The organism is Anoxybacillus sp. P3H1B (assembly GCF_001560855.1).
In the GTDB taxonomy this organism is placed as follows: Bacteria; Bacillota; Bacilli; order Bacillales; family Anoxybacillaceae; genus Anoxybacteroides; species Anoxybacteroides rupiense.
On the sequence record NZ_LPUG01000009.1, the window covers coordinates 359,193 to 385,535 of the forward strand.

The window sequence follows — 26,343 nt, forward strand, 5'->3', positions numbered from 1 at the left end:
GAGCGCAGTTGCTTTTATAAAAGAGACAGGATCTCCTTATTAAAAGGAACATGCTTTACAATTAAGTCTGCCTGCTGAAAAAGCTCAAGTGCATACGGATGATTTTTATAGTCAGTCGCATAATAGACTGCACGAATACCGCTCTGAATAATCGCCTTGCAACAATGAAGGCAAGGAAAATGCGTCACATAGATTTCAGCGCCTTCTGTTGGCACGCCAAACTTGGCGCATTGAATAATGGCGTTCATCTCTGCATGGATCGTACGGACGCAATGATTATCAATCACATAGCATCCTTCATCAATACAATGTGCCCCTCCAGCAATCGATCCATTATATCCTCCAGCAATAATTCGTTTATCACGCACAATCGTCGCTCCGACCGCCAAGCGTGTGCATGTGCTGCGCAATGCCAATAAATGGCTTTGCGCCATAAAATACTCATCCCAAGTAATCCTTTCCATTTCTTGACTCTCCCCTAACCATAAACATATAAGACTAGTTTAGCGAGTGAAGAAAAAACCGTCAATTTTGCTAGCGAATCACAATTTGTGCTTTTAAGCTTTCCAGAGATTTTTCACCGATTCCTGATACATTCAATAAATCTTCAGCTTTTTTAAAGGGACCGTTTTCCTCGCGATAAGCAATAATAGCGGCCGCTTTAGCCGGACCGATTCCCTTTAGCTGCTCTATCTCCTCTTGAGTAGCATGGTTAATATCAACCTTGTTCTCCTCCTTCTCTTCAGGCGGGGATATCGGCATGCTCGTTTCCCCTTTAGAAGGTACATAAATCATCATTTCGTCATATGCTTTAGCAGCTAAATTGATTTTTGTTTGGTCTGCTTCTGTTGTCAATCCCCCCGCTCTAGCGATGACATCATTTACCCGCGCGTTTTCCAGCATTTCATATACCCCGGGATGGACAACCGCTCCTTTCACGTCAACCACAATGGTTTCCGGTTGATCCTGCTGCTTGCTATCTTGTTCCTTTTGTTCTTTTTGCTCCGGTTCTTCAGAAGGCAGCGGAAGTGCATGAGAAACACTCTTCTCTTGATGAGATTGCTGATAAAAAAATGCTGCAGCAATCGCCATAGCCGCCAGCGCGAGCATATACCGCTGCTTTTTTTCTTTGGCCGCAAGCCATTTCATTGTTCATCACCCTTTCGAAAATGATGCATAAAAACGTCTCTTTGTTCATACATATCGTTGAGAGGACAGATATCGGCCAAATAAACAGAGAAGGGGGGAGAAGCCGTGAAAATCGGAGTGATAGGCACAGGAAATATGGGGAGAATTTTAATTGAGGCTTTTTTAGAAGCGAAAGCGGTCAACCCAAATGAGCTGATTCTGACTAATCGCACGCTTCAAAAAGCATTGGACATCCAGAAGGAACACGCAGAGGTCGAAGTGGCAGCATCTCCAGAGGATGTGATCAGACGTGCGACCGTGATATTACTATGTGTCAAACCATTAGATATTCACCCCCTTTTAAAACAGCTGTCTCCTTATTGGACAAAAGATCATTGTCTCATTTCTATTACTAGCCCTATTACCGTCCAGCAGCTCGAATCCATTGTCCCTTGCCATGTGGTTCGGGTCATTCCAAGCATTACGAATCGCGCACTCTCTGGAGCATCGCTTATTACATTTGGGCATCGCTGTTCGTCTCATTATCAAACATATATAAAGGAATTATTTCAAAAAATTTCTACACCTTGCGTGATTGAACAAGATATTACGCGGATTGCTTCCGATCTTGCGAGCTGTGGTCCTGCCTTTTTCAGCTATTTACTGCAGCGATTTATTCATGCCGCTGTTGAGAAAACGAATATTTCCAGAGAAATGGCGACTATTTTAACGAGCGAAATGATTATCGGGCTAGGAGAATTGCTAAAAAAGAATGTGTACACTCTTCCAACTCTGCAGGAGAAAGTACACGTAAAAGGAGGAATTACCGGAGAGGGGCTGTCTGTACTTGAAGCGGAATTAGGTGAATTGTTTGAGCATGTATTTGAAAGAACACATGCGAAATTCAATCAAGAGATTGAGAAAATTAAACAGCAGTTTCAAAATTAAAATTCGCCAAAGATCAAAAAATTCCTTCTGAAACATGACAAGCGTACCGATTCTTGAGTAAAAATTTGTCCATAAAGCGTGATACCCAGCGCTGTATCCTGTACGTCAGCATACCTTAATCCCATTTAAACAAAATAAAATAATACATCATTCACAATCATAAGCTTCCGGATGAAACTGCTTTCTCAATTCTCCTATTTCAAGCAGAGATACTGTTCTCTCACCTAATCAGCCTCCTTCCATAGAGACAACAGCACTGCGAATATCAGCCGTCATAACTAAAAAGCTGTCCACTCTACCGTGGACAGCTTATTTTTTAGCAACAAAGAAAAGCCGTTCCGCCGCATCATGGAGAGGGCGATCCGTAAAATCAGCACTGATCTCCATTACAGTAAAGCCCGCTTCCTTCAACCATTGCTCATATTGAAACGCTGGGAATGTCCGCTGAATATGATCTTCATCATATCGTTCGTAACGTCCATCCTCTTCTTGGACAAAAAACGTAAGCTCATGAACCACTGTATGAGGAGTGTCTAGGGCATTACACAGCCATATATAGCTGATCGATTCATCATTGCTTGCAAAAACCGCATCTTGAAAAATATGATCCATTTTATAAATAGAATGAACGTCAAATAATAGCAAGCCATCTTTATGCAAAAGCTCATAGATACGGCGGAAGGTTTGCTGAACATCCTGCTCTGTTGGCAGATAATTAAGGGAATCGCAAAAAATCAGCACGGCATCAAAAGGAGAAAATCCATTTAAATCCCTCATATCCTGCTCAAAAAACTCGATATGCACATGATGCTGCTCCGCTTTTGTTTGTGCAATGGCGAGCATGTTTTCTGATTGATCTACACCGGTCACAGAAAAGCCAGATTGAGCTAGACGAACCGCCAACTCTCCTGTTCCACATCCAACATCAAGCAGCCTTTTTGTGCCTTTGCGCCCATATTGTTCAACTTTTTTATTGACAAATTCCTTCCATTTATCATATGGCGCTTCCTTCATTAACTCATCATACCAATAAGCAAACGATTCATATGTCATCGCGCCAAATCACTCGCTACGTCCTCAAATGGAGCATCTCCCCAAAGCCGTTCTAAATTGTAGTATAGGCGATCTTCTTTATGAAACACATGAGCAACGACATCGCCTAAATCCACCAGCACCCATTTAGCTTCATCAAAGCCTTCTAAGCGTTTCACTGGAATTTGATGTTCTTCCGCTTTTTCTTTAATTTCCCGCGCAATCGCCTGTACCTGCTTTTCGGAGTTCCCGTGGCAGATCATAAAATAATCCGCGACAAGAGAATTTCCTTTCATATTTAAAGCAATAATATTTTCAGCTTTTTTCTCATCAGCCGCTTGAATGGCCATTCGTAAAATATCGCGTTCCGTCATTTTTTCATTCCCCCTTCTTGTTGATTATGAGCGCATTATACGTATAAATGGTATCGGGATAAATCGGTTGATTTTTTTTCAGCAGAAATTGAATCGTATTTTGTAAAGCCCGGATCAGCGCCTGATCCAAATCCTTCCGCGCCAGCTCGCGCACCTCATCGACTCCTGAAAAAATGCGGCCAGGTTCAATATAATCTGCCACATAAACAATTTTATCAAGCAAGGTCATTTCCGCACGGCCAGATGTATGATAGCGAATCGCGTTTAAAATTTCCTCATCCTCAATCCCTACTTCTGTTCGCACTAAATAAGCACCAACTGGCGCATGCCAAAGCTCAGAATGATACGAAAGTAAATCTTTGGGCATATTTTGCTCTAAAATGATTTGTTTCATTTCCTCTTTTGGACGAAACTTCGCATAATCGTGAAAAATCGCAGCCAATTCAGCTTTCTTTTCATCTTCTCCATAACGCCGGGCTAGTTCAATCGCGGTTTCCATTACGCCGATCGTGTGCTCATAGCGATGTTCAGTCAACTGTTTTTTTACAATCTCCAACGCTTCATGACGATTCATATAATCCCTTCCCCTCAATATACAATCTGACGCGCTCTGGCACTAAGTATCGAATACTTTTTCCTTCCCTCACACGTTCGCGAATAAGCGAAGAAGAAACAGCGAATTCCGGACTCTCTACCTCGATTAATGGATAGGATGTGCGAAGCGAAAAGCCCGGACGTCCGACCCCAACAAATGTCACCAGATGAGCCAGCTCATGGATCCGATACCAATTCGGCAAATATTCTACCATGTCCGCCCCGATAATAAAATAAAATTGATGCTTAGGATACAGTTCCTTGAGTTGACAGATAGTATCATACGTATAGGATGGGCCTTCCCTTTGCAATTCGATCGTTTCAATTTTAAATTGTGGATGATCGCTAATGGCTAGCTCAAGCATATGAAGTCGATCGGCGCTATCTGTTATTTGTTCATAATGCTTATGTGGAGGAATCCGATTGGGCATAAACCAAATTTCTGATAGATCTAATGCCTGCAACACTTCATTCGCCATTAGCAAATGTCCATTATGCGGCGGATCAAAAGTTCCTCCAAAAATTCCAATTTTACTCATTTTCCCCTCTCCTTAGTGAGCTGGGTATTTTCAGCGAGGCAAAATGATTTGTTTGTTTTCTTTTGATTCTTTATAAAGCACAATGGTATTGCCTATCGTTTGTACAATGTCTGCTCCTGCTCCATTGGCCAGTTGCGTCGCTACTGTGTCTTTATCCTCCTCGCAGTTTTGCAGCACACTTACTTTAATAAGCTCACGCGCTTCTAACGCATCGATGATTTGTTTGATCATATTTTCGCCGACTCCACCTTTTCCCACTTGAAAAATCGGCTTTAAATGATGGGCCTTTGCACGTAAAAACCGTTTTTGCTTACCTGTTAACATACGCTTCCTCCTAGCTGTTGAATCACGATTTGTTTCATGCGTTTGACATCAGGAAAGATTCCCGTCCATTTTTCAAATGCCAACGCTCCTTGATAAATAAACATCCCAACCCCATTTTGCACAATGGCACGTTTCTGTCGCGCCTCTTGCAGCCACTTTGTTTCCAATGGATTGTAAATAATGTCACTTACAACCGTATCGGCTTTTAAGCGATCAAGCGATAGCGGCATCGCTTCAACGTTCGGATAAAGGCCGACAGGAGTCGTATTAATGATGATCTCATATTCATCAAGATGTTTTTCCGCTTCCTCGATTGAATAAACAGATGAGTCAATTGAGACATCTGCTTCCTCGATGAGTTGCGTAGCGGTACTTCTTGTCCGGTTGCAAATATCAATTCGTGCCGCCTGTTCACTAGCTAATGCAAAATAAATGCCTCTGGCCGCTCCCCCTGCTCCAACGAGCAAAATCCGTTTTCCTTTAATGACGGTCTTTGTTTCTTCACAAAGAGCTCGCACAAAGCCAGGGCCATCTGTATTATAGCCGATTAACCGTCCGTTTTCATTAACAATCGTATTGACAGCCCCAATGCGCTGGGCCATCTCATCAATTTCATCAAGCAGCGGCATAACCGCTGTTTTGTGCGGAATCGTGACGTTTGCTCCTGCAATACCGAGCGCTTTTAGACCTTGGATAGCCGCTGGAAGCTGATCTTTTTCAACATGAAAGGCATGGTAATAAGCCTCTATTCCCAATTGCTGAAAAACGCCATTGTGCATTAGCGGCGACAATGAATGATGCACAGGGCAACCAATCACTCCATAAAGTTGTTTCATTTTCTTCTCCCCCTAAAACAACGAAATTAAATCAGCGATTTCCTAAGCAGCACGTTCACACCTTTTGGCACATGTGCGACGACATGAGCTCCCGGCTCGTTGCACGTCACCCAGCCTAGTCCAGAAAAAACAATATCCGTTTTTGGCTCTTTAATGGTAAACGAGTGGGCAACTAAAGAAGGAAACTCCTCTGCATAGCTTTTTCGCGGCGGCTGCAGCAAATCCCCTTTTTGTTTCTCATAAAGCTCATCGGCCTTTTCTATTTTTGTTCGATGAATCAGTAATTCATTGGAAAAATAACATACAAACGAGCGCCGTCCTCCTTTTACATAATCAAGCCGAGCCAGTCCCCCAAAAAATAGGGTCTGCTGTTCGTTGACTTGGTACACCTTTGGATGAATTTCCCGCTTCGGAGTAATCTTTTTTAAGTCTTTTTTATCAACATAGTGCGCCATTTGGTGCTGATTCATAATCCCAGGAGTATCATAAAGCATGGCCCCATCATCAAGCGGTATCTCGATCAAGTCTAGCGTTGTGCCTGGAAAATATGAGGTTGTAATGACACTTCCTTTACCTGTCGCCTCTTTAATCAGGCGATTAATAAATGTCGATTTGCCCACATTGGTACAGCCGACTACGTATACGTCTTTGCCGGAACGATGCTTCTCTATCGCTTCCATCACTTTCTTGATGCCGATTCCTTTCGCAGCGCTGATTAAGCACACATCTAGCGGCTGAAGCCCTAGTTCCTTTGCAGATGCTTTCATCCATTGCACAAGCTTATTGTATTTAACAGATTTCGGAAGCAAGTCTACTTTGTTGCCGACAAGCAAAATCGGATTATTGCGTCCAACAAAACGATGCAGCCCTGGCAACCAGCTGCCGTTAAAATCAAAAATATCAACAATTTTTACAACTAATGCATTCGATTGGCCAATTCCATGCAAAATTTTCAAAAAATCATCATCTGTCAAAGAGACATCTTGAATTTCATTATAATGCTTGAGTCGAAAACAACGCTGGCAAATGACCTCTTCCTTTTCCAAAGCGGCAGGAGGGGCATAGCCTATTTTATTTTGATCTTCTGTCTGAATCAGCACTCCGCAACCAATACAACGAATCATCTTCTCATTCCTCCCAATAAACCATTCCTTTTCGTTTCATCATCTCTAACAGCTTTCGTTCGATTTTTCGATTAAATCTCGTCCAAAATCCATCGGTTTGCGCTACAGGTACCACTAAAATCGTATGCATGCCAAGCCGGTTTCCACCCAGTATGTCAGTCAACAATTGATCGCCGATGACAACCGCTTCCTCCTTTTTCAAATTCATTTCCCGCAAAGCTTGGCGAAACGCTCGAACCATAGGTTTCCGCGCTGCAAAAATAAAAGGGATCTCAAGAGGAGCTGCGAACGCTCTCACTCTATTTTCATTATTATTAGACACGATCACAATCTGAATGCCGTGTTTTTTCATTTCCGCAAACCATTTGATAAGCTGTGGCGTCGCAGCCGGGCGATCCCATTCCACCAGCGTGTTGTCGAGATCGGTGATAATTCCTTTGATTCCTTTTTGCTTTAATTCATCTGGAGTGATGTCAAGAACACTTTTGACATATTCATTCGGCAAAAAATATTGAAGCATTTTCCCACACCTTTCGTTTCTCTTCCAGCTTCCCTCATCATACATAATTTTTGTGCCAGTTTCAAAACAAACTTTGACAAATATATACAAACCTAAAAAATTTTTCGACAAAATTCTTCATATCTTCAAGTTGTGGATAAGTTTACTCACATCATTCACAAGCCATCTATGATGCTTTTTAATGTTTATAAACAACTTTTCCACATATTATCCACTGTTTGTTGTGGATAATAGAACGATTGTTCTCTATGCATAATCGTGGTAAAGTATAGGAAAGATAACTTACCATTATATGTATTGGTTGTTACTTTTATACCATTGTTAAAGGAGGTTTCTCACCATGAAGCGTTTACCGGACGATTTGCTTATCGAATCGTATTATAAAGCGAAGGAGCTTAAGCTAAGCCCTGAGTTTATTGAAATGATTGAAAGAGAAATTCTCCGACGCTCATTAGGACATAAAATCAAGCTTTCATCATAATAACGGAGCCATCAGGCTCTTTTTTTATTTTTATTTCCAAAATCCGATTCGTTCTCCTACTTTAATGGCCATCGGGACCGTCATTCGCGAATCGATCTCCACGCTATCTTTTTCAAATAATAAAACAACGGTCGAACCAAATGAGAAATAGGCCATTTCTTGTCCTTTAATCAATTGATCGTGAGGATGAGTAAGCTCTATGCTATTGACAAACATAGCCCCTACCTTCACAATGGCCACATGCTTACCATCTGAGTTCACCTCTGTAATCATTCGGTAGTTTTTCGATAGCGGTCGCCTTCCATATTTTAGACCAAGCCGATTCACAGGATAGGATTTTGCGCCAAGTGACCATTGGCGAGTTACAACACCAGATATTGGGCTATGAATTCGATGATAATGACTTGGGCTCAAATATAAAATAACAAAGAGTCCGTTTAAATATTTTTCAGCTAGAGCATCACTTCCCAGCATTTCTGGAATTGAATACTGCTTTCCTTTCACAGTGATATCTTTTTGTTCACTGATGATTCCAATATCTTCAATAACCGCATCCACCGGGCTAATGATGCTGTCTTCCGCTTCATCAATCGGTCTTGCTCCTTCTTTTAGCTTGCGAATAAATAATTGTTGAAGCGTTTTGTAGTGATTTAAGCTTTTTTCCATCTCCTCTTGATTAATTCGATATATTTTTGCATAGGATGGTATTAACCAAGCACTTAACCGTGATTTGGTAAAAAAAGCAATGAATTTTGAAGAAACTGCATGATTTGTTAATTCAATCATGAAGCGATATAACCATTTTAACAACCAGATTCCCTCCAATTTTATGTAAAATCATGTTTTACTACTTCCCATATTATAAATAAAATGATTATAATGGGAAGTGTATATTTGTCGTTCCGTTCCATAGTTGAAAAGGAGTGAGGAGAAATGTTTTTATCGGATTATCTGGATCACACGCTAAAGAAACTAAAAACACACACCGCTAACATATTAACATTAACGAATCTTGCCTTGGGAGGCTTATCCGTTATATTCACGATGAAAGGACAATTAAATGCCAGCCTGTTGCTCATTTTTTTGGCAGCACTCGCTGACCGCTTTGACGGAACGGTAGCTCGGAAGCTTCATATTGAATCTGAGCTCGGCAAACAGTTGGACTCAATGAGTGATATTATATCATTTGGAGTGGCTCCTGCACTATTGATTTACCAAAGTTTATTGCACGATTTTGGAGCGCCTGGCGCGTTTTTTACGATTTTATATATCGGCTGCGGGGCATTTCGTTTGGCGCGATTTAATATTACCGAAAATAACGGCTATTTTTCCGGCTTGCCTATCACAGCAGCTGGTGTGCTTCTCACCTTGAGTTATTTAACGATCCACTATTTCCCACCACAATTTTTTATTTTCCTAATCATGATTTTATCTTTTCTCATGGTTGGAACCTTTAAGCTCAAAAAAATGTAAATTTGCTGCCCAATCTCCTTGGGCAGCTTTTTTTTTGAAATCCAGAGACAGGTTCTCCCTTTCCCGCTATTTAAACTTTTGCCGTTCCCATGTCAACCAGCGAACCGCTTCACAGAAGCATTCGGATACTTTCTGTCATTTACATCTTTTGTAAAAAAACCGACTGCTTTTATCATCATTTTTCAACATGATCTTACATATTTTTTAAGTTTCATACTAAATTCTCTTTTCAAGCTATTGCATTAATTATATGATAAATTTGAATACATCATATGTGTCGAGCAAAGACGAAGCAATCATCATAGCATTTTGAGCAAGTAATGGAGGGGTTATTTTGGATAAAACGACAATTATCGGCATTATTCTTGGTATTATTGCGGTAGGGTTCGGAATGTATTTTAAAGGAGTCAGCCCAAGCGTTTTGCTGAATCCAGCTGCTTTTCTCATTATCATTGTCGGGACGGCAGCTGCTGTGACAATTGCTTTCCCTATGCGTGACATTAAACGGCTTCCTAAGCTGTTTGGCGTCATTTTTAAGGAACAAAAGATTCCAACTATTGAAGAGTTGATCCCTTTGTTTGTTGAATGGGCGAATATCGCACGCCGTGAAGGATTACTGGCACTCGAAGCAAAAGTCGCCGAAATCGATGATCCGTTTTTACGTAACGGACTCAGCCTTGCGATTGACGGGCAAACGCAAGACTTTATTCGCGATGTCATGTCTGAAGAAATTGCGGCTATGGAGGAACGTCATCAAGCGAATGCCGCTATTTTTACCCAAGCAGGTACATATGCTCCGACGCTTGGAGTATTGGGGGCAGTGGTCGGATTGATCGCAGCTTTGGGAAATATGGACAATGTAACCGAGCTCGGACACGCTATCAGTGCCGCATTCGTTGCGACACTATTAGGGATTTTTACCGGATATGTATTATGGCATCCATTCGCTAACAAGCTAAAACAAAAATCGAAGGAAGAGGTAAAAGTCAGACAAGTCATGATTGAAGGAGTGTTGTCCATTTTAGAAGGACAGGCGCCTCGCTCAATCGAACAAAAATTAGCGTCCTACCTCCCAGAAAAAGAACGAAAAAAATTAATGGAGCAGGGAGAGGCAAAAGATGAGTAAAAAAAAGAAGTCGCAGCATGATGACCATATTAATGAATCATGGCTGATTCCTTATGCCGATCTTTTGACATTACTGCTTGCGCTTTTTATCGTTTTATTCGCAAGCAGCCAGATCGATCAAAAAAAATTCCAAGAGATCGCCCGCTCCTTCAGCAGCGCTTTATCGGGCGGAGCAGGAGTCTTGGATTTCCCAAGCCCTGTAGAGCAGGACAATCCCCAAACATCGCTGCCAGATAAGGAAAAACTAACGAAAAATCAACAAGCGAAAAATGAACAGAAAGAGCTGCAGCAAATTCAAGCAAAAATTAATCAATATATCGAACAGCAGCATTTGCAAGGTGAACTAAAAACAACGCTAACGGAAGAAGGATTGTTGGTCACCATTTTAAACGATGTTTTATTTGACTCTGGAAGCGCTGAAGTAAGGCCGCAAGACCGACAAATCGCTTCAGAAATTTCTCGGCTGCTTGTCATGAATCCGCCGCGCAACATTATCGTTAGCGGCCATACAGACAATGTGCCGATCCGCAACGCCAACTTTTCATCCAACTGGGAGCTAAGCGTCATGAGGGCTGTCAACTTTATGAAGCTGCTATTAGAAAACAAACAGCTCGATCCCCGCTTATTCAGCGCCAAAGGCTATGGCGAGTTTAAACCGGTGGCATCTAATGGTACTCCAGAGGGGCGCATGAAAAACCGACGCGTCGAGATTTTAATTGCGCCAAACACAACAGCCAACTAGACTTCCCATTCCTGAATTCTTTCCCAGAGTTCAGGAAATATATGAAAAAGGCTGACAAGATGTCAGCCTTTTTAAATTTTAAATGTAAATTTAATCACTCCTGCTTTAATCATGGCTTCGATAATAATGACAAGCGCTGGGCCAATGAACAGCCCCGCCACCCCCAGTAAGCGGAAGCCTAAATATACGCTTATTAACGCAGCCAGGGAGCTGATTCCCAAGTTAGAAGAGAAAATTTTTGGTTCGATTGTTCGGCGAATAACAGTAATCAGCACAAACAAAACAATTAATCCAATTCCTGTCCCGCTATGGCCGTTCATAATGTTGAAAATCCCCCATGGTACAAGCACCGACCCTGTTCCTAAAATCGGCAAAATATCAACAATCACGATTAAAAGCGAAAAAAGAATCGGGTAATCGACTCTTAATATGAGCAAGCCTCCTAAGGCTAACAGAAAGGTAATAAGGCTTAACAAAAATTGTGCTTTAATAAAGCCGATGCCTGCGCGGCTGAGTTGCGTGACGATAATGGTTAGACGCTGCTTTGTGCGGTCGGATAAATGGTTTTCAAGCCCTTTCTTTAACTGCGGCCAGTCTAGGCTAATGAGAAAAAGAGCTACGAGATAGACAAGAAAGTGAATAATAAATTCCGGAATCATCGTAATATAGCGAATCATCGACTGAGTGAAATTGGTTGCAAACGACAACAATAAATTCTTAACAGTTTCTACGCTATTTTCAAGTGAAACGATAATCTCCTTCGGAATAGAGCTTGAGTAAGATTGCCATTGTCGAATAAGCTGATTCACCACATTGGTCATCTCTGACAAAAGAAATGGCAGTTTTTGTGAAAACATCATCGTTTGCTGAACCAAAATGGCCACAATAAAATAAGAAAGAAAACCGATCACTAGCACAAACAGGGAAAACACAATCGTTACCGCATGAATTCGTTTTAACCGAACGCCTTTGATTAACTTCTGAATGGCCGGCTCCAGCAACAGCGCGGTAATAAATGCTAAAATAAGCGGCAAGCTATAAGGAATTAAAAAACAACCAACTGCAATAATCACAATCACTACAAGCCATTTTTTTATCATCGTCCCTTATTCATCCCATCTCTGTTTCTTTTCGAGTCAACGCTATGTTAAATATAGCCGATTCATTCTGTATAATCAATAAAAAAACGGCCACAAGCTACGGACCGCTTTAAAAAACTCCTGTCATCTGAAGAGAGAGAACAAGTAAACCGAGAATCGATACATATACGGCAAATGCTTTTAGCGAGTGTCTCTGTAAATATTGAATCATCCACCTCACAGCAATATAGCCAAATATAGCAGAAGAGAGTGTGCCCATAAACAATGCGCCAGCAGAAATGTTTTCCGCTTTGCCTGCGAATACATCCACGAATTGTAAGACGATCGCTCCCGCAATTGCTGGAATCGATAAGAGGAAGGAGAAATAAGCTGCGGTTTCCCGATCTAATTTCCGCATTAACCCTCCAACAATCGTAAGACCGGAACGAGAAATCGCTGGAAAAATAGCAGCGGCTTGAAACATTCCAATGACAAACGCATCCGTATATGAGAGATTTTCCATTCGTTTATAGCCGTTTTTGATGCCATCCGCAAACCATAAAAATACGCCTGTAATGAGAAATTCCCAACCGATGGTTACACCTGTTTTTGAGATCTCTTCAAAATAATCTTGAAGCAGCAGTCCGATGACTACGGCCGGGATCGTGCCGACAATCAACAGAAAAGTCAGCTTGCTAAACGGCCTGCGAATCATATAAAGCAATTCTTTCTTATAGATAGCAAAAACAGCAAACAACGTTCCAATGTGCAGCATCGTATCAAGAAACAGCCCCGCTTCATCCAATCCAAACAGATGTCTTCCTAAATATAAATGACCCGTACTGCTAATGGGCAAGAACTCCGTTAATCCTTGGATAATCCCTAGAATAAACGCCTCTAGCTTGCTCATGTTATCCCCCTTTTCCGCTTTTCATAACAGAATCACATTCGGTTCCGTTCAGCTTGGAACAGATTCTTTATTGAAGTGAAAGGCATCTTTGAAAGCCGCTGGACGCACAAATCGCTTATCTTTTTCGCGCGCTCGCGCGATACAGCGGCGCTTCCGATGCATTGATAAATTAGTGAAGCCGTTTGTGGTTGGGACAACCTTCCCGTGAAAAGCCATACTAGAGATTTTTTGTTTTAATGGAGTCATTGCTTCCCCATTAATATTCATAGCAACAATACATCCATTCAAACGATTCCCTTTTATCAAACATGGAAAAGGGACATGAGCAAAATGCTTCAAAGATGGCAAATGCGGATGTTTGTTGATATCGCTCTGCTTCAATCGGCAAAAAGAAGCCTGCTGCTTCGCAAACAAAATCAAAGAAAAGCGAGCGTAAGCATTTAGCACATCTTTATCTGTTTTTCCGACGACGATAAAGATGAAAGGCTACATATAAAACAGTGATTACAATAGCGATAATGATAATTGGCCGTAAATACGGCTGAGCGAACTCATCGATTTCCTGCCATTTACTTCCGAGACGTTCCCCAAGAAAAATAAAGAAAATAGACCACGGGATAATGGCACACGTCGTATACAAAGTAAACCTCGTCCATGGCATTTTCGCAATCCCTGCCGGAATGGAAATAGCATGGCGGACAACCGGAATAAACCGAGCTGTGAAAATAACCCCTGAACCGTATTTTTTAAACCATTCTTCAGATAAATCAAGATGTTTTTTCTTAATCAACAAATATTTTCCGTATTTATCCAAAAACGGGCGCCCTCCATAAAGCCCCATCCAATAAAGGAACAGCTGTGCGATGGTCCCACCGATCGTTCCTGCAATAACCGCTCCAGTGAACGATACTTCTCCACGCGATACTAAGTACCCGGCGTATGCCAAAACAATTTCGCTTGGGATGATTTCAATCATCAATGCCAGCGCGATTCCTATGTAGCCTAAATCGATTAAAAACATTAGAATGTTTTGGATCAATTCGTGCATCGTTCTTCCTCCTACTTCACGAGCCAAGCTCCTCATTAAAACCATATTCACTCAAATCAAGATTATACTATACGTTTGGACAGAAAAAAATAAAAATAACGGGACCGATAAAAAACGGCTATCCCATAAATGAGATAGCCGCGATATCATTACGCACTTTTCTGCGTGATTTCCTCTATATATTTTACTGCTTTCTGTTCATTGTACTGTCCTTCCCATTTAGACATAACAACAGCAGCCAGTGAGTTTCCGATTACGTTTACCACTGTGCGTGCCATATCTAAAATTCGGTCGATTCCAGCGATAAAGGCCAGTCCTTCAATCGGAATGTTCACCGTTCCTAAAGTCGCCAGCAAAACAACAAACGACACGCCAGGCACTCCTGCAATTCCCTTTGATGTGATCATAAGCACGAGCAGTAGTGAAATTTGCTGCGAAATCGACAGATCAATACCATATAGCTGTGCGATAAAAATAGCGGCTAATGCTTGATATAGCGTAGATCCATCAAGGTTAAACGAATAGCCTGTCGGAATGACAAAAGATGTAATCGCTTTCGGACAGCCGAATTTTTCCATCTTCTCCATCACTTTCGGCAGTACTGTTTCTGAACTGGATGTACTGTAAGCAAGGATTAACTCATCTTTTAAAATTTTAATGAAGTGCCAAATCCGCACTCCAACTAATCGAGCAACTGCTCCAAGAACGACGATCACAAAGAAAAGCATCGTTCCATACACTGTGATAACTAGCTTACTTAGCGGAATAAGCGATTGTACCCCAAACTTCGAAACCGTTACACCAATCAAAGCAAATACACCGAATGGAGCAAATTTCATAATTTGGTTTGTGACATAAAACATCGCTTCGGAGACACCTTGGAAAAACTGCAATACCACTTTTCCTTTTTCCCCGATCGCAGCAACACCCAAACCAAACATAACAGAAAAGAAGATAATCGGGAGCATGTTTCCTGTTGAGAGTGATTCAAAGATGTTTTTAGGGACAATGTTCACAACGGTTTCAATCATGGAATGGTGCTGCACTTCATTCGTCGTATCAACATACGATTGAATATCAGTCTTTTCAAGCGATTTCATATTAATGCCGGTCCCTGGATGGAACACGTTAGCGACTAATAAGCCCACAACGATTGCTATTGTTGTAATAATTTCAAAATAAATAATTGTTTTTCCGCCCAATCTTCCAAGCTTTTTTATATCACCGACATTAGCAACCCCCACTATGAGACTTGCAACAACAATTGGAATCACAATCATTTTAATTAAACGGAGGAATATATCTCCTATCGGTTGCAAATACGTGGCTACTGCTGGATTTCCATAAAAAATCGCTCCGACAACAATTCCAAGGATTAAGCCGATTAAAATTTGCCATGCTAATCCGATTTTTTTCATGTACGATCCCCCTTTCAGACATAAAGCAACAAAAGTTATTCTAATATGTTCGTTTTAGTATGTCAAGAATATTCGTATAATAATGTAAATTATTACCTTTCTTTTTTTGAAATGTCCAAACACAGACAATCTTCCCTGTTCATACATATAAAATAGGCACATGCCTAAAACGAAAAGGGTGGGGTGAAGACATGTCTGGCATTTTTTCCGCATTGGCATTCCTTATCAAAGAGTTAATGTTTCTAGTCTCATATATTAAAAACAACGCATTTCCCCAACCACTAAGCGCTCAAGAAGAGGAAAAATATTTACAGAGAATGGCAGAAGGCGATAAAGAAGCGCGAAACCTGCTTATTGAGCATAATTTGCGGCTTGTCGCTCACATTGTCAAAAAATTTGAGAATACAGGAGAGGACGCAGAGGATTTAATCTCGATCGGCACCATCGGCTTAATCAAAGCCATTGAAAGCTACTCCCAAGGAAAAGGAACCAAGCTGGCAACCTACGCAGCAAGATGTATTGAAAATGAGATTCTTATGCACCTTCGTTCTTTGAAAAAAACAAAAAAGGATGTATCTCTTCATGAACCCATCGGACAGGATCGCGATGGAAATGAAATCAGCCTTATCGATGTGCTGAAATCTGAAGGGGAGGATGTCGCCGACGAGATTCATTTAAACATGGAAATCGAGCAAGTCAAAAAATACATTGATGTGCTGGATGAACGGGAAAAAGAAGTGATTATCAGCCGTTTTGGACTGGATTTGCAAAAGGAAAAAACCCAGCGCGAAATCGCCAAGGAGCTCGGCATTTCCAGAAGCTACGTCTCCCGCATCGAAAAGCGAGCATTAATGAAAATGTTCCACGAATTTTATCGAAATGAAAAAGAGAAGCGGAGATAGAGAAATATTTTAGTATGTTCATCTTCCCTATAGATAGACAATAAAAGATCATTGGTGTGTGATGTTCTTAGAACTGTCTATCTATAGGTTTTTTTACAAAAACAAAAAAAGAATATGATCATGCTGATGAGAAAATTAAAGTATTTTTTTAAAATTCCAAATCATACAAATCATTTAAAATGAAAACCTAAACAAAAAGATTTGTCAAAAACAGTAATATCGTCTTAGGAAGGAAAGGTGAAAATCTTAAGTCATCCCTTCTTCTAAAAATGCTCCTCTTATTTTTTGGGAATTAATAGTAAAATATCCACTAAGTTCAGATAAAACGATAAAGTTGTGAAAATATTGACACAAAGTGGTCAAGTGTAAAATATCTACTAAGTTCAGATAAAACCCTCAATTTTGAGCCCTAACTCTTTCGCTATCTTATCTTTATATCCCACTAAGTTCAGATAAAACGAATAAGACTGAAGTTCGATCAGAGTGTCAACCTGCCTTTATATCCCACTAAGTTCAGATAAAACCGTAAAACGAAATTGGCGCAGAACCCGCATTATTTTAACTTTATATCCCACTAAGTTCAGATAAAACAGTCAGACTTTGTAGCATTCATTGCTTCATCAGAAAACTTTATATCCCACTAAGTTCAGATAAAACATTCATGTTAATAAATATGAAAAGGGCGGGGGAGGCTTTATATCCCACTAAGTTCAGATAAAACAACTAAGTCTCATATATGAAGAAGGCACATTGCCATCTTTATATCCCACTAAGTTCAGATAAAACTTGGCGCGACATCTGTTGCTGCTGCAACAAGTTCCGACTTTATATCCCACTAAGTTCAGATAAAACCGATTCAAGTATATGCTGCTGATGCTGCGTGTTCAAACTTTATATCCCACTAAGTTCAGATAAAACGCGGCGAATGAAATAACTCCTGATCCGAAGCGGCTACGGCTTTATATCCCACTAAGTTCAGATAAAACGCGAGCCATTTTTGAACGTGATTCGTTTTCTGCCTCTTTATATCCCACTAAGTTCAGATAAAACGATATAGTTGAAGTTCTCATCAATGTAAGAAAAATCTTTATATCCCACTAAGTTCAGATAAAACGATATAGTTGAAGTTCTCATCAATGTAAGAAAAATCTTTATATCCCACTAAGTTCAGATAAAACGATGCCCTTAATTTTAACAATTCCCTTGACATCTTTCTTTATATCCCACTAAGTTCAGATAAAACAGTGCGTGTTAAGCAAAATATGCATAATCTTGACGACTTTATATCCCACTAAGTTCAGATAAAACGAAAGACATTTTGACGTTGAATGTCCTGCATGTCGCTTTATATCCCACTAAGTTCAGATAAAACTAAAAATCTCTTTAGGAGAACGTACTACAACTAAATCTTTATATCCCACTAAGTTCAGATAAAACTCTTTTCATGTCGATGTCTCGAAGGATGTTCGTGTTTCTTTATATCCCACTAAGTTCAGATAAAACTTTGCAAGTTTTGAAGTAAGCGTGCACTCCAAATTGTCTTTATATCCCACTAAGTTCAGATAAAACTATGTGAAGCAATATTGTCGACAGTCGTTTGACGACTTTATATCCCACTAAGTTCAGATAAAACAAGAACTCGATTTCTAATTTCAAAATGCCTAACTTCTTTATATCCCACTAAGTTCAGATAAAACTTGCAACCCTTGTGCGTTGCTTGGTTCGTTTTGTGGCTTTATATCCCACTAAGTTCAGATAAAACCTTTCTCAAAGTCCCCTTGCTCTTCATCGTTGTTTCTTTATATCCCACTAAGTTCAGATAAAACGGTGCTTCGCCGTCTCCGACCAATTCAGTATCAAGCGGCTTTATATCCCACTAAGTTCAGATAAAACTGTTCCGGAAGAGGGTCGATGGGTAGTCATTCCCCCTCTTTATATCCCACTAAGTTCAGATAAAACGTCACCGATGAATTCAACCAAGTCCTCATAATATTCTCTTTATATCCCACTAAGTTCAGATAAAACCCTCTGCTGCAGGTGTTTTGCTAGCATCTTCAACAGCTTTATATCCCACTAAGTTCAGATAAAACTATCGGCGGTACAGATGAAGATGGAACGTCATACACCTTTATATCCCACTAAGTTCAGATAAAACTAGCGTTACTTTCACCGCAAGAAGTAGGTTCATATACACTTTATATCCCACTAAGTTCAGATAAAACGAGAAGGCTCAGTACTTGATGCGTTGTAGTACTTGCTTTATATCCCACTAAGTTCAGATAAAACCCACTCTATCAAAATAGCCTAGTAGAAAATCTACTCTTTATATCCCACTAAGTTCAGATAAAACGTATCTACATCGAGGAGAAGAAAAACTTCAAGATTCCAGCTTTATATCCCACTAAGTTCAGATAAAACAAGAAGCACTCATGTTTTGAGCGATTTCTGTACAACTTTATATCCCACTAAGTTCAGATAAAACTCCAACGATTTGGATGACCTATAATAAGGAATAAAACTTTATATCCCACTAAGTTCAGATAAAACTTAATAATCTTCTTTTTGCTTATAAACAAACCACAACTTTATATCCCACTAAGTTCAGATAAAACGAGAATCTATATGTTCTGCCACGATGTTATTTAAACTTTATATCCCACTAAGTTCAGATAAAACGTTAAACCCCTTTCGAGCAAAATAAAAAAGCCCATTTCTTTATATCCCACTAAGTTCAGATAAAACATGCCAGTCTCGTATATATGATCGGGGCTGTATCCTCTTTATATCCCACTAAGTTCAGATAAAACCGGTTTCACTGCCACGGATAACACCTACTTTCCCAACTTTATATCCCACTAAGTTCAGATAAAACGAACATCACTACCCAGTGTTTTCTGTCGTTTTTCATTCTTTATATCCCACTAAGTTCAGATAAAACAGTAATCGTATTGATCCGTTGTACACATAGAACGACTTTATATCCCACTAAGTTCAGATAAAACAACATCACTACCCAGTGTTTTCTGTCGTTTTTCATCTTTATATCCCACTAAGTTCAGATAAAACGGAACCAGTTTTTCCACCCCATCAAAACCTTGTCCCTTTATATCCCACTAAGTTCAGATAAAACAATGCTTTCCTGTATTGATGTCATATTTTCCAATGTCTTTATATCCCACTAAGTTCAGATAAAACTATGTGTTTCCATCTTTTTTGATAATAAAATTCAACTTTATATCCCACTAAGTTCAGATAAAACTGTAAGTCGGCCCCTTCGTTTTAATGTTATCCTCCTTTATATCCCACTAAGTTCAGATAAAACTAGTTCTGCCAATGCTTGGCCAAGCTGCGCAAAGCTCTTTATATCCCACTAAGTTCAGATAAAACGGTCAAACTCCTGTGCTGCCCGTTCTTCCATGCTCTCTTTATATCCCACTAAGTTCAGATAAAACTTCGTTCCGGGTTGTTGCTGGCCATCTTTAAAAAACCTTTATATCCCACTAAGTTCAGATAAAACCGGTTCTTTTCCAAGCATCGTTAAGATGTCGTTGACTTTATATCCCACTAAGTTCAGATAAAACAGATACCACCTTTTGCGTTCCAACTTACTTTTAGCTTCTTTATATCCCACTAAGTTCAGATAAAACCAAATTACAGAGTTGCTAGAAATTCAAGCTCCAAGCTTTATATCCCACTAAGTTCAGATAAAACGATCAAGCGCGGTCTTAATCAGCCGTCTCTTGCGGCTTTATATCCCACTAAGTTCAGATAAAACTAGTGATGGTTGCTACGTGTTTCCTTTATATGAGGACTTTATATCCCACTAAGTTCAGATAAAACACGCCCTCTTGATCTGCTATAAGGAGGCTATCTCCTTTATATCCCACTAAGTTCAGATAAAACCATTTTTTCTCATCTCCAATACCGTCAAAATAGAACCTTTATATCCCACTAAGTTCAGATAAAACGGAAGAACCTCGTGTGTGACCCATCGTTTGAAAGCTTCTTTATATCCCACTAAGTTCAGATAAAACTCCAACGCGGCACCAAATATGCATGACCATGTAATCCCTTTATATCCCACTAAGTTCAGATAAAACAAATCGGGAATCTCTTTTTAAATTCCGCTAAACTAACCTTTATATCCCACTAAGTTCAGATAAAACCGAAATAATCCGCAAAGTCACTCGCTTGATAGGTTCGCTTTATATCCCACTAAGTTCAGATAAAACATATACTGTACCACCTGACGAAGCAAATATACTAGACTTTATATCCCACTAAGTTCAGATAAAACTTAGGGAGGAATAAATGATGCAAGATGAAATTATCCTTTATATCCCACTAAGTTCAGATAAAACGTAATTCAATCTAATCGTATTGCTCATAACCTCTCTACTTTATATCCCACTAAGTTCAGATAAAACCCTAACAGTCTAACACATTCGCTATATTCATTTCTCTTTATATCCCACTAAGTTCAGATAAAACTGTCATATTGACAAGTCTTTTTTATTTGTCTTTCCACTTTATATCCCACTAAGTTCAGATAAAACAGATAGGTTTCAAACGTGTAAGAAATGAAGGTACTTCTTTATATCCCACTAAGTTCAGATAAAACTTTGAGCACCGACTACGTTAGCTTGAGGGTTAGTCCATCTTTATATCCCACTAAGTTCAGATAAAACGCTAATGTGTTACCACTAGCTGATAAATGTTTCTAATCTTTATATCCCACTAAGTTCAGATAAAACAATGATGAAATACATGTATGTGAAACCATTGACGAACTTTATATCCCACTAAGTTCAGATAAAACAGCGATAGCCCCACGAACTAAAGCGGAGTCAAACATTCTTTATATCCCACTAAGTTCAGATAAAACCCCTGTTTTATAGAAGAAGCAATCCATTGATGTATCAACATTTATCGCTAGGGTTGATACACATACGATATCTGTTTTTTGCAGTAAGGTGGTAGTTATGTTGGGCGTTCACATCAAAAATAGCGGCTTTTTATTGATTTATCAAGCCTTCCCACACACTTTTCAAAAACAGCGGTTTACGGCAAGTTGGCAAAAGCGCACTATAAAAAGAGCTCTTCAAAGTTTTTTTCCTGTCCGAATACTTTCTTCTTCACATTTCTCGGATTAGCCACTTCGTAAATATAAATCGAATCCTCATCTTCATCAATTATTTGATCGATTTCGTTTAAACATTTCAAAAGTAAGCTTTTAGAAATTTCGCCTTCAAACACGGAATTTTGCGTCCATGTTAAGTATTCCCTAAGTTTTTTGCATACTTTGTTTACCCGTTTCTCCCCCACATCATACGTAATAATCACAAACATTTTACCACCACGCTTTTAACGGTTTATATGGCTCGTCCCCAATAAAATGTTTAATCAGTTTATAGCATTCAAGTCGGATCAAATAGCGGTAACTTACCTTTCGCTTCAGCTTGCGATGCTGCACCGTTGTCGACAGTTTAGCATCCCATTCTTTAATAAATTTTTTCTTTCCTTCGTCATTCAGCAAAACCATTCCTTCAAGAAAGTCGAAATGCTTTTGCGCAATGACACGGTTGTTAATCGATGAAACAATCACCGCATCAACAATAAGCGGCTTAAAAATCTCAGCTAAATCTAGACATAATGAAAAACGTTTCGTAGACGGTTCATGCAAAAAGCTGATCGTCGGGTCTAATTGTGTTTTATAAATTTCTGATAAAATCGCTGTATAGCAAAGCGAATTGCCAAACGAAATCAGCGCGTTAAGCGGATCTTGCGGCGGCTGTTTCGTCCGCTTCTCAAAAATAAAATCTTGTTTTAAAATCGCGTTGAACGATTGATAGTAGTGTTGGCGAATTCGTCCCTCAATGCCCAGCACTTCCTGAATCGAAGCAGCGGACACCATCTTCGTTGCTTCGTGTTCAATATTCCTTATATATTCCTCCGTTTTCTCCTTATGTCTGCGGATGTTTCGCAACATATGATGAATGGCACTGTGCAGAAAACTTTTGGCAAGATGTAAACGTTTTTCATCATCAAGATAGTGAGCGCTTTGCTGGACGACAGTAAAACCTGATGCTTTTTTATTTCGCGGACAAAACGTTCCGGCATAAAAGCCATAATAATTAAACACGTGCAAATGCACATCATGCTGGTTCAGCAAATTGAAAAGCGAGGAATTGAAATCAACTTCCCCAAACACGTACAAATTATCTGTCTGATGTACCGCGAGGCTTTTGCGATTGTCCGCTTCATCAAAAAAATATAGTGTGTTATCTTTTCTTTTTAATCTTCCATTCGAAAAAATATAGTGATCGCGCAACATTTAATCATCACCTTCTATAGCAAAACAAAATTCATAATAGGCGCACTTTGTACAATAAGGGAGTTTCTTGAGCGGCGGTGGCGACGGCTGGTGCACAATCGCATAAATTTCCTTGAGCGCTTTTTCAATGGCTTGTTCGTCTTTTGGCGTCAACACAACTTCTTCCATTTTTCGTTCTTTTGTATAGCTGATCAGTCCTTTTTTCTCAATCCCGCGCTTTTTCAGTTCATATAAGTAATACAGCATTTGAAAGCGGTCAGCCTCCGACATTTTGCTAGAAATTTTAATTTCACGAATGTACTCGCCGTCCAACACATCAAGCTTAAATGTGCCGTCCACTAAAATTTCGCGTTCTTCCAAACGCGGATACGCTCGTTCGTGTAAAATTTTTCCTTCCATTACTCGCTCATGCTCATTTTCCATTGCAATTCCTTTCGAAAATAGCCATAATTTTCGCTTGCACACTTTGTAATATTGTATTTGCACACCGCTGACCATTGCTATCCCCCTTTCTTAATGAATGTTAGACAAGTGCTTATCCAACAAAATTCCCTTTCCTCTTAAGTGTTGGCGGTCAAATTCGTATTCCACTTCTATGATATATAGATGATCGAACGGCTTCGGCAGACGTTCAGATATATATTTTTTTGCCACATATCGCCGAACACTCACACTTTTTTTCTCGATTTCCATTCTTAATGTAAAACGTTTGTTCCACTCTTTTTCTTTTTGATATTGCTCAAATAGATCAAACATTTTGTCATAAATAGGACGAGAAATGACTTGAATCGTTTCAATGTCTCTAAGCTTTTGTTGGGCTTCGCGCCGATTTAATCCATATGGATCAAGATTGTCGAACATCGCCAAGGCATCTTCGAATTCTTGTAAAAACGCGGTTCCTGCTAACCGCTTTCGATCGTATAACTGTTGAACCATCTCCATTTTCGACTTTTCATCAAGCATTTGCCCATTGAATGGCTTCAGCAAGCGAATGCTTTCGTTAACAAGATGCTCATGGTACACTTTCGGAATGCCGGAAAGATTTTCGGTAAAAATGTGCACATTGCATTGTTCGTGATCTAACTGACGTCTTCGATAACAACGCCCCAAACGCTGAAACAAGCTGTCCAACGTCGACATTTCCGTAAACAAATAATCAAAATCGATATCAATGCTCGCCTCGACAAGCTGCGTGGTAATCCAAATTCCTTTTTCTCCTTTTTCATTAAAGTTTTTAATCGTTTGTTCTAAAAGTTGTCGATCTTCTTGGGTGAATTGCGAATGAAGCAAATAAACGGGAACGTTGTGGTCATTGTCCAACAAACAGTCATACAATTCTATGGCTTTTCGAACGGTATTTACAATGACAAGCACTTGCGACGTTTTCCCTAAATCGAGCATGTCAGCGACGGCCTCTTTTATTTCTTTCTTATGAAGGTAAATGCAGTGGCGATTGATGCTTAAATCGAAAAATTGTCCGACCGCGATGTCGTTATCACGAATCACGTTTCTTCTCTCCAACTCATCCATATACAATGTTGGCAAAGTGGCCGTCATCATCATAAATTTGCCGCCGATTTGATGAATCATTTCCAAAGCTTTAATCAACATCGCCGCGATTTTTGGATCGTATGCTTGAATTTCATCAATGACGACTTTGGCGTTGGCCATCGTCGCCAATTCTTTTTCAAATCCTTTGTAATAAAACGGGAATTTTAAAATTTGATCAATTGTCGTTAGCAACAATTTCATTGCGAATTGCTCAGAGTGCTGTTTAATCGCTTCCCAATTTTCTTCTCCTTTTTCCGATAAGTAATGCATGCTCGTCGAATGAAGGAGTCCAACCGCATCGTAGCCCATTTTCTGTTTGATTCGGTCATAAATCGCATTAATGCTAACTCGAAGCGGCAACGTGAAAAACGCTTTATCGTCGCCAATCCATAAAAGCGCGGATTCCGTTTTGCCCATTCCAGTTTGCGCGACAACTATCACATTTTTATCGCCATTCTTCTCGGTAAATTGCTGTAAATCGTTTTTGCGGAATCCCTTTTGTTCCATGTAGCGATTGACATATACCCCAATCGACTTTTCTACATCTTTCTCAACTTTAATGCCTGCGGATGACGCATGATCTAAACGGTGCAACAGCCCTTTTAACATCACGTATTTCCAAAATTCTTCGCCGTCATGAGGAGTGTATCGATTTAATAACCGATCGACGAAACGGTAGGAAAATTTTTCAGCAAGCGGCAAGCCCATATGCTCAGCGATTTGCGGAAGCTTTTGTTTTATATCGTTTTCTAATACATCGCGAATCATTTCTTTATCCGGGAGCTGATCGCGCTCATGGTGATACCCGACCATATGAATGAGCAATCGTTCTTCTTCTGTTGTCAGCCCCAATTGCCGTAATGGGATGAGCCCCACTGACAAATAGTTGTGAGGTACGTTTGTTTCAAAATCGGTTTCAATGACAACTTTATCAATCAGTCGGCGCATTTGATTTATAAACGGAGTGTTTGCCTTGCCTACATCATGATATTGAACACCTAGCTCCAGCAGTCGCCACATTCGTTCATTCATGCGAATGAGCTTATGCCCATAGCTGTTCTTCAACAAATGCAAATTATCAAGAAGACGATCCGTATGCTTACGAATCGTCTCTTTTGTCTCAGATTTAGCATAGAAAATCACGGGCTCATCCTCCCTATATGTGATAAAATACTAACTCCCCGTCTTCATCAATGAACGCTCTTTCAGGAGCAACCATTCCTTTCAGCACGTAACCAACATCGATTTTTTCCCATTGGCGAATCCCATTGACAATTTCATATTTCCAATTTAATTGATACGGAATATTTTTCGTTTCCGGATCGAGCATGCTTCTTGGAATATAGGCGTTATACCGCAAATCTTGCTCGTCCTCCAGCTCCTCTACATCGACGAGCTTGTATTCATCAACCCGGACTAAATCTTCCCATCGTCCAAGACTGTAGTGATGGTCGCTTCCTTCGATTCCTTCCATGATTCGTTCCAAAATATGCTGGTCAGCGGCAACGTGAACCACTAAATGGACATGGTATAGGAGATGCGTGTACATCGGCATCGTTGTAATCTCATCTTTATCGTAAGAAAAATCAATGCGGGCCAATCCGTCTAATATAAGCGGAAAGCTTGACAACTCTTTCTTTTTAAAAAAATAGTAGCGCTGATAATCAAGTAGTTTCGCTTCATACGTTCCTTGAACGCTTAAACGCATTGGAATAAACTGTTCAGCTTGAACAAGCGCGTGAAGCATTCCCTTGACTGTCGAATACGGCGGTAACGGATATGTTTCCGCTACTTTAGAAGCAAACGGCTTTTTATAGCAGGCAGTTTCTTGAAAAAGTTTTAGACGCAACGCTTTCATAC

General features: G+C 40.0%; 27 protein-coding genes and 1 CRISPR repeat array. Of the genes, 7 read left to right on the forward strand and 20 right to left on the reverse strand.

Going from position 1 to position 26,343, the window contains the following annotated elements:
• Window positions 1–14: 14 nt before the first annotated feature.
• Window positions 15–464 carry a ComE operon protein 2 gene (locus AT864_RS02115; protein ID WP_066145960.1) on the reverse strand — a complete coding sequence of 150 codons (450 nt, stop codon included), beginning with the start codon at window positions 462–464 and terminating at the stop codon, window positions 15–17.
• Window positions 465–534: 70 nt separating this feature from the next.
• Window positions 535–1,149, reverse strand: coding sequence for a helix-hairpin-helix domain-containing protein (locus tag AT864_RS02120; RefSeq protein ID WP_066145962.1), 615 nt, complete (start codon window positions 1,147–1,149; stop codon window positions 535–537).
• Between the two features lie 105 nt (window positions 1,150–1,254).
• On the opposite strand from AT864_RS02120, the gene comER reads away from it, so the two are divergent.
• Window positions 1,255–2,076, forward strand: coding sequence for a late competence protein ComER (comER, locus tag AT864_RS02125; RefSeq protein WP_066145965.1), 822 nt, complete (start codon window positions 1,255–1,257; stop codon window positions 2,074–2,076).
• A 309-nt stretch (window positions 2,077–2,385) separates the two neighbouring features.
• On the opposite strand, the gene AT864_RS02130 is transcribed toward comER, so the two are convergent.
• Genes AT864_RS02130 through AT864_RS02165 form a run of 8 tightly spaced genes read right to left on the reverse strand, consistent with a single transcriptional unit; the run spans window position 2,386 to window position 7,419 of the window.
• The gene (locus tag AT864_RS02130) at window positions 2,386–3,129 is read right to left on the reverse strand and encodes a class I SAM-dependent methyltransferase (protein WP_066145969.1); all 744 of its coding nucleotides are present in this window, start codon (window positions 3,127–3,129) and stop codon (window positions 2,386–2,388) included.
• Window positions 3,126–3,482, reverse strand: coding sequence for a ribosome silencing factor (gene rsfS / locus AT864_RS02135; RefSeq protein WP_066145972.1), 357 nt, complete (start codon window positions 3,480–3,482; stop codon window positions 3,126–3,128). The genes AT864_RS02130 and rsfS overlap by 4 nt, the downstream gene beginning before the upstream one ends.
• A 4-nt stretch (window positions 3,483–3,486) precedes the next feature.
• Window positions 3,487–4,056 carry a bis(5'-nucleosyl)-tetraphosphatase (symmetrical) YqeK gene (gene yqeK, locus AT864_RS02140; RefSeq protein WP_066145975.1) on the reverse strand — a complete coding sequence of 190 codons (570 nt, stop codon included), beginning with the start codon at window positions 4,054–4,056 and terminating at the stop codon, window positions 3,487–3,489.
• Entirely contained in the window at window positions 4,043–4,615 is a 573-nt protein-coding gene (locus AT864_RS02145; protein ID WP_066145979.1) for a nicotinate-nucleotide adenylyltransferase, read from the reverse strand. The genes yqeK and AT864_RS02145 overlap by 14 nt, the downstream gene beginning before the upstream one ends.
• A gap of 30 nt (window positions 4,616–4,645) precedes the next feature.
• A complete protein-coding gene (yhbY, locus tag AT864_RS02150) occupies window positions 4,646–4,939 on the reverse strand; it encodes a ribosome assembly RNA-binding protein YhbY (protein ID WP_066145982.1) in 294 nt (97 codons plus the stop codon).
• Window positions 4,933–5,775: a shikimate dehydrogenase gene (gene aroE / locus AT864_RS02155; protein WP_066145985.1), complete on the reverse strand. Its 843-nt coding sequence runs from the start codon at window positions 5,773–5,775 to the stop codon at window positions 4,933–4,935. The genes yhbY and aroE overlap by 7 nt, the downstream gene beginning before the upstream one ends.
• 26 nt (window positions 5,776–5,801) lie before the next feature.
• Window positions 5,802–6,899 (reverse strand): ribosome biogenesis GTPase YqeH, encoded by a 1,098-nt coding sequence (gene yqeH / locus AT864_RS02160; RefSeq protein WP_066145988.1) that lies wholly within the window; start codon window positions 6,897–6,899, stop codon window positions 5,802–5,804.
• Between the two features lie 4 nt (window positions 6,900–6,903).
• Window positions 6,904–7,419 carry a YqeG family HAD IIIA-type phosphatase gene (locus tag AT864_RS02165; protein WP_066145991.1) on the reverse strand — a complete coding sequence of 172 codons (516 nt, stop codon included), beginning with the start codon at window positions 7,417–7,419 and terminating at the stop codon, window positions 6,904–6,906.
• A 340-nt stretch (window positions 7,420–7,759) separates the two neighbouring features.
• Between AT864_RS02165 and AT864_RS02170 the strand changes: the two genes are divergently transcribed.
• Complete coding sequence (locus tag AT864_RS02170) at window positions 7,760–7,900, forward strand: sporulation histidine kinase inhibitor Sda (RefSeq protein ID WP_063504925.1); 141 nt, start codon at window positions 7,760–7,762, stop codon at window positions 7,898–7,900.
• 30 nt (window positions 7,901–7,930) lie between these two features.
• Here the strand turns inward: AT864_RS02170 and AT864_RS02175 are convergent, their stop codons facing one another.
• On the reverse strand, window positions 7,931–8,710 hold the full coding sequence (locus AT864_RS02175; RefSeq protein WP_066145995.1) for a phosphatidylserine decarboxylase: 780 nt from the start codon (window positions 8,708–8,710) through the stop codon (window positions 7,931–7,933).
• Between the two features lie 123 nt (window positions 8,711–8,833).
• On the opposite strand from AT864_RS02175, the gene pssA reads away from it, so the two are divergent.
• From pssA to motB, 3 genes are all read left to right on the forward strand, one after another.
• A complete protein-coding gene (pssA, locus tag AT864_RS02180) occupies window positions 8,834–9,373 on the forward strand; it encodes a CDP-diacylglycerol--serine O-phosphatidyltransferase (RefSeq protein ID WP_044744597.1) in 540 nt (179 codons plus the stop codon).
• A gap of 334 nt (window positions 9,374–9,707) precedes the next feature.
• Window positions 9,708–10,499 carry a flagellar motor stator protein MotA gene (gene motA / locus AT864_RS02185; protein WP_066145999.1) on the forward strand — a complete coding sequence of 264 codons (792 nt, stop codon included), beginning with the start codon at window positions 9,708–9,710 and terminating at the stop codon, window positions 10,497–10,499.
• Complete coding sequence (gene motB, locus AT864_RS02190) at window positions 10,492–11,241, forward strand: flagellar motor protein MotB (RefSeq protein WP_066146002.1); 750 nt, start codon at window positions 10,492–10,494, stop codon at window positions 11,239–11,241. Before motA ends, motB begins: the two co-directional genes overlap by 8 nt.
• Before the next feature lie 71 nt (window positions 11,242–11,312).
• On the opposite strand, the gene ytvI is transcribed toward motB, so the two are convergent.
• Both ytvI and AT864_RS02200 read right to left on the reverse strand, forming a co-directional pair.
• Window positions 11,313–12,338 carry a sporulation integral membrane protein YtvI gene (gene ytvI / locus AT864_RS02195; protein ID WP_066146553.1) on the reverse strand — a complete coding sequence of 342 codons (1,026 nt, stop codon included), beginning with the start codon at window positions 12,336–12,338 and terminating at the stop codon, window positions 11,313–11,315.
• A 112-nt stretch (window positions 12,339–12,450) separates the two neighbouring features.
• Entirely contained in the window at window positions 12,451–13,230 is a 780-nt protein-coding gene (locus AT864_RS02200) for an undecaprenyl-diphosphate phosphatase (RefSeq protein WP_044744600.1), read from the reverse strand.
• Window positions 13,231–13,551: 321 nt separating this feature from the next.
• On the opposite strand from AT864_RS02200, the gene AT864_RS18475 reads away from it, so the two are divergent.
• Window positions 13,552–13,674, forward strand: a complete 123-nt coding sequence (locus AT864_RS18475; protein ID WP_255357487.1) for a hypothetical protein — start codon at window positions 13,552–13,554, stop codon at window positions 13,672–13,674.
• Between the two features lie 7 nt (window positions 13,675–13,681).
• Here the strand turns inward: AT864_RS18475 and AT864_RS02210 are convergent, their stop codons facing one another.
• Together AT864_RS02210 and gltP are read right to left on the reverse strand one after the other, a co-directional pair.
• A complete protein-coding gene (locus AT864_RS02210; RefSeq protein ID WP_044744601.1) occupies window positions 13,682–14,278 on the reverse strand; it encodes a DedA family protein in 597 nt (198 codons plus the stop codon).
• Window positions 14,279–14,427: 149 nt separating this feature from the next.
• Window positions 14,428–15,696: a glutamate/aspartate:proton symporter GltP gene (gene gltP / locus AT864_RS02215; protein WP_044744602.1), complete on the reverse strand. Its 1,269-nt coding sequence runs from the start codon at window positions 15,694–15,696 to the stop codon at window positions 14,428–14,430.
• A 191-nt stretch (window positions 15,697–15,887) separates the two neighbouring features.
• Here gltP and sigK point away from each other — a divergent pair, with 191 nt between their 5' ends.
• On the forward strand, window positions 15,888–16,598 hold the full coding sequence (gene sigK / locus AT864_RS02220; RefSeq protein ID WP_066146007.1) for an RNA polymerase sporulation sigma factor SigK: 711 nt from the start codon (window positions 15,888–15,890) through the stop codon (window positions 16,596–16,598).
• Between the two features lie 298 nt (window positions 16,599–16,896).
• A CRISPR array of direct repeats spans window positions 16,897–21,483; the repeat unit is 29 nt; unit sequence CTTTATATCCCACTAAGTTCAGATAAAAC.
• Between the two features lie 200 nt (window positions 21,484–21,683).
• Here sigK and cas2 read toward each other — a convergent pair.
• From cas2 to cas5b, 5 genes are read right to left on the reverse strand one after another with little or no spacing between them, the layout of a single operon-like run.
• On the reverse strand, window positions 21,684–21,947 hold the full coding sequence (gene cas2, locus AT864_RS02225) for a CRISPR-associated endonuclease Cas2 (protein WP_066146010.1): 264 nt from the start codon (window positions 21,945–21,947) through the stop codon (window positions 21,684–21,686).
• A 1-nt stretch (window position 21,948) separates the two neighbouring features.
• A complete protein-coding gene (gene cas1b / locus AT864_RS02230) occupies window positions 21,949–22,932 on the reverse strand; it encodes a type I-B CRISPR-associated endonuclease Cas1b (protein ID WP_066146013.1) in 984 nt (327 codons plus the stop codon).
• Window positions 22,933–23,430, reverse strand: a complete 498-nt coding sequence (cas4, locus tag AT864_RS02235; protein WP_066146016.1) for a CRISPR-associated protein Cas4 — start codon at window positions 23,428–23,430, stop codon at window positions 22,933–22,935.
• A 15-nt stretch (window positions 23,431–23,445) separates the two neighbouring features.
• A complete protein-coding gene (locus tag AT864_RS02240) occupies window positions 23,446–25,626 on the reverse strand; it encodes a CRISPR-associated helicase/endonuclease Cas3 (RefSeq protein WP_066146019.1) in 2,181 nt (726 codons plus the stop codon).
• Between the two features lie 13 nt (window positions 25,627–25,639).
• A complete protein-coding gene (gene cas5b / locus AT864_RS02245) occupies window positions 25,640–26,341 on the reverse strand; it encodes a type I-B CRISPR-associated protein Cas5b (RefSeq protein ID WP_066146022.1) in 702 nt (233 codons plus the stop codon).
• Window positions 26,342–26,343 lie beyond the last annotated feature (2 nt).

What these genes read in the sequence shown, in the direction of transcription:
- AT864_RS02115 (WP_066145960.1), bottom strand. Translation starts at nt 464, where the DNA reads ATGGAAAGGATTACTTGGGATGAGTATTTTATGGCGCAAAGCCATTTA.
- AT864_RS02120 (WP_066145962.1), bottom strand. Translation starts at nt 1,149, where the DNA reads ATGAAATGGCTTGCGGCCAAAGAAAAAAAGCAGCGGTATATGCTCGCG.
- AT864_RS02130 (WP_066145969.1), bottom strand. Translation starts at nt 3,129, where the DNA reads ATGACATATGAATCGTTTGCTTATTGGTATGATGAGTTAATGAAGGAA.
- rsfS (WP_066145972.1), bottom strand. Translation starts at nt 3,482, where the DNA reads ATGACGGAACGCGATATTTTACGAATGGCCATTCAAGCGGCTGATGAG.
- yqeK (WP_066145975.1), bottom strand. Translation starts at nt 4,056, where the DNA reads ATGAATCGTCATGAAGCGTTGGAGATTGTAAAAAAACAGTTGACTGAA.
- AT864_RS02145 (WP_066145979.1), bottom strand. Translation starts at nt 4,615, where the DNA reads ATGAGTAAAATTGGAATTTTTGGAGGAACTTTTGATCCGCCGCATAAT.
- yhbY (WP_066145982.1), bottom strand. Translation starts at nt 4,939, where the DNA reads ATGTTAACAGGTAAGCAAAAACGGTTTTTACGTGCAAAGGCCCATCAT.
- aroE (WP_066145985.1), bottom strand. Translation starts at nt 5,775, where the DNA reads ATGAAACAACTTTATGGAGTGATTGGTTGCCCTGTGCATCATTCATTG.
- yqeH (WP_066145988.1), bottom strand. Translation starts at nt 6,899, where the DNA reads ATGATTCGTTGTATTGGTTGCGGAGTGCTGATTCAGACAGAAGATCAA.
- AT864_RS02165 (WP_066145991.1), bottom strand. Translation starts at nt 7,419, where the DNA reads ATGCTTCAATATTTTTTGCCGAATGAATATGTCAAAAGTGTTCTTGAC.
- AT864_RS02170 (WP_063504925.1), top strand. Translation starts at nt 7,760, where the DNA reads ATGAAGCGTTTACCGGACGATTTGCTTATCGAATCGTATTATAAAGCG.
- pssA (WP_044744597.1), top strand. Translation starts at nt 8,834, where the DNA reads ATGTTTTTATCGGATTATCTGGATCACACGCTAAAGAAACTAAAAACA.
- motB (WP_066146002.1), top strand. Translation starts at nt 10,492, where the DNA reads ATGAGTAAAAAAAAGAAGTCGCAGCATGATGACCATATTAATGAATCA.
- AT864_RS02200 (WP_044744600.1), bottom strand. Translation starts at nt 13,230, where the DNA reads ATGAGCAAGCTAGAGGCGTTTATTCTAGGGATTATCCAAGGATTAACG.
- AT864_RS18475 (WP_255357487.1), top strand. Translation starts at nt 13,552, where the DNA reads ATGAGCAAAATGCTTCAAAGATGGCAAATGCGGATGTTTGTTGATATC.
- AT864_RS02210 (WP_044744601.1), bottom strand. Translation starts at nt 14,278, where the DNA reads ATGCACGAATTGATCCAAAACATTCTAATGTTTTTAATCGATTTAGGC.
- gltP (WP_044744602.1), bottom strand. Translation starts at nt 15,696, where the DNA reads ATGAAAAAAATCGGATTAGCATGGCAAATTTTAATCGGCTTAATCCTT.
- sigK (WP_066146007.1), top strand. Translation starts at nt 15,888, where the DNA reads ATGTCTGGCATTTTTTCCGCATTGGCATTCCTTATCAAAGAGTTAATG.
- cas2 (WP_066146010.1), bottom strand. Translation starts at nt 21,947, where the DNA reads ATGTTTGTGATTATTACGTATGATGTGGGGGAGAAACGGGTAAACAAA.
- cas1b (WP_066146013.1), bottom strand. Translation starts at nt 22,932, where the DNA reads ATGTTGCGCGATCACTATATTTTTTCGAATGGAAGATTAAAAAGAAAA.
- cas4 (WP_066146016.1), bottom strand. Translation starts at nt 23,430, where the DNA reads ATGGTCAGCGGTGTGCAAATACAATATTACAAAGTGTGCAAGCGAAAA.
- cas5b (WP_066146022.1), bottom strand. Translation starts at nt 26,341, where the DNA reads ATGAAAGCGTTGCGTCTAAAACTTTTTCAAGAAACTGCCTGCTATAAA.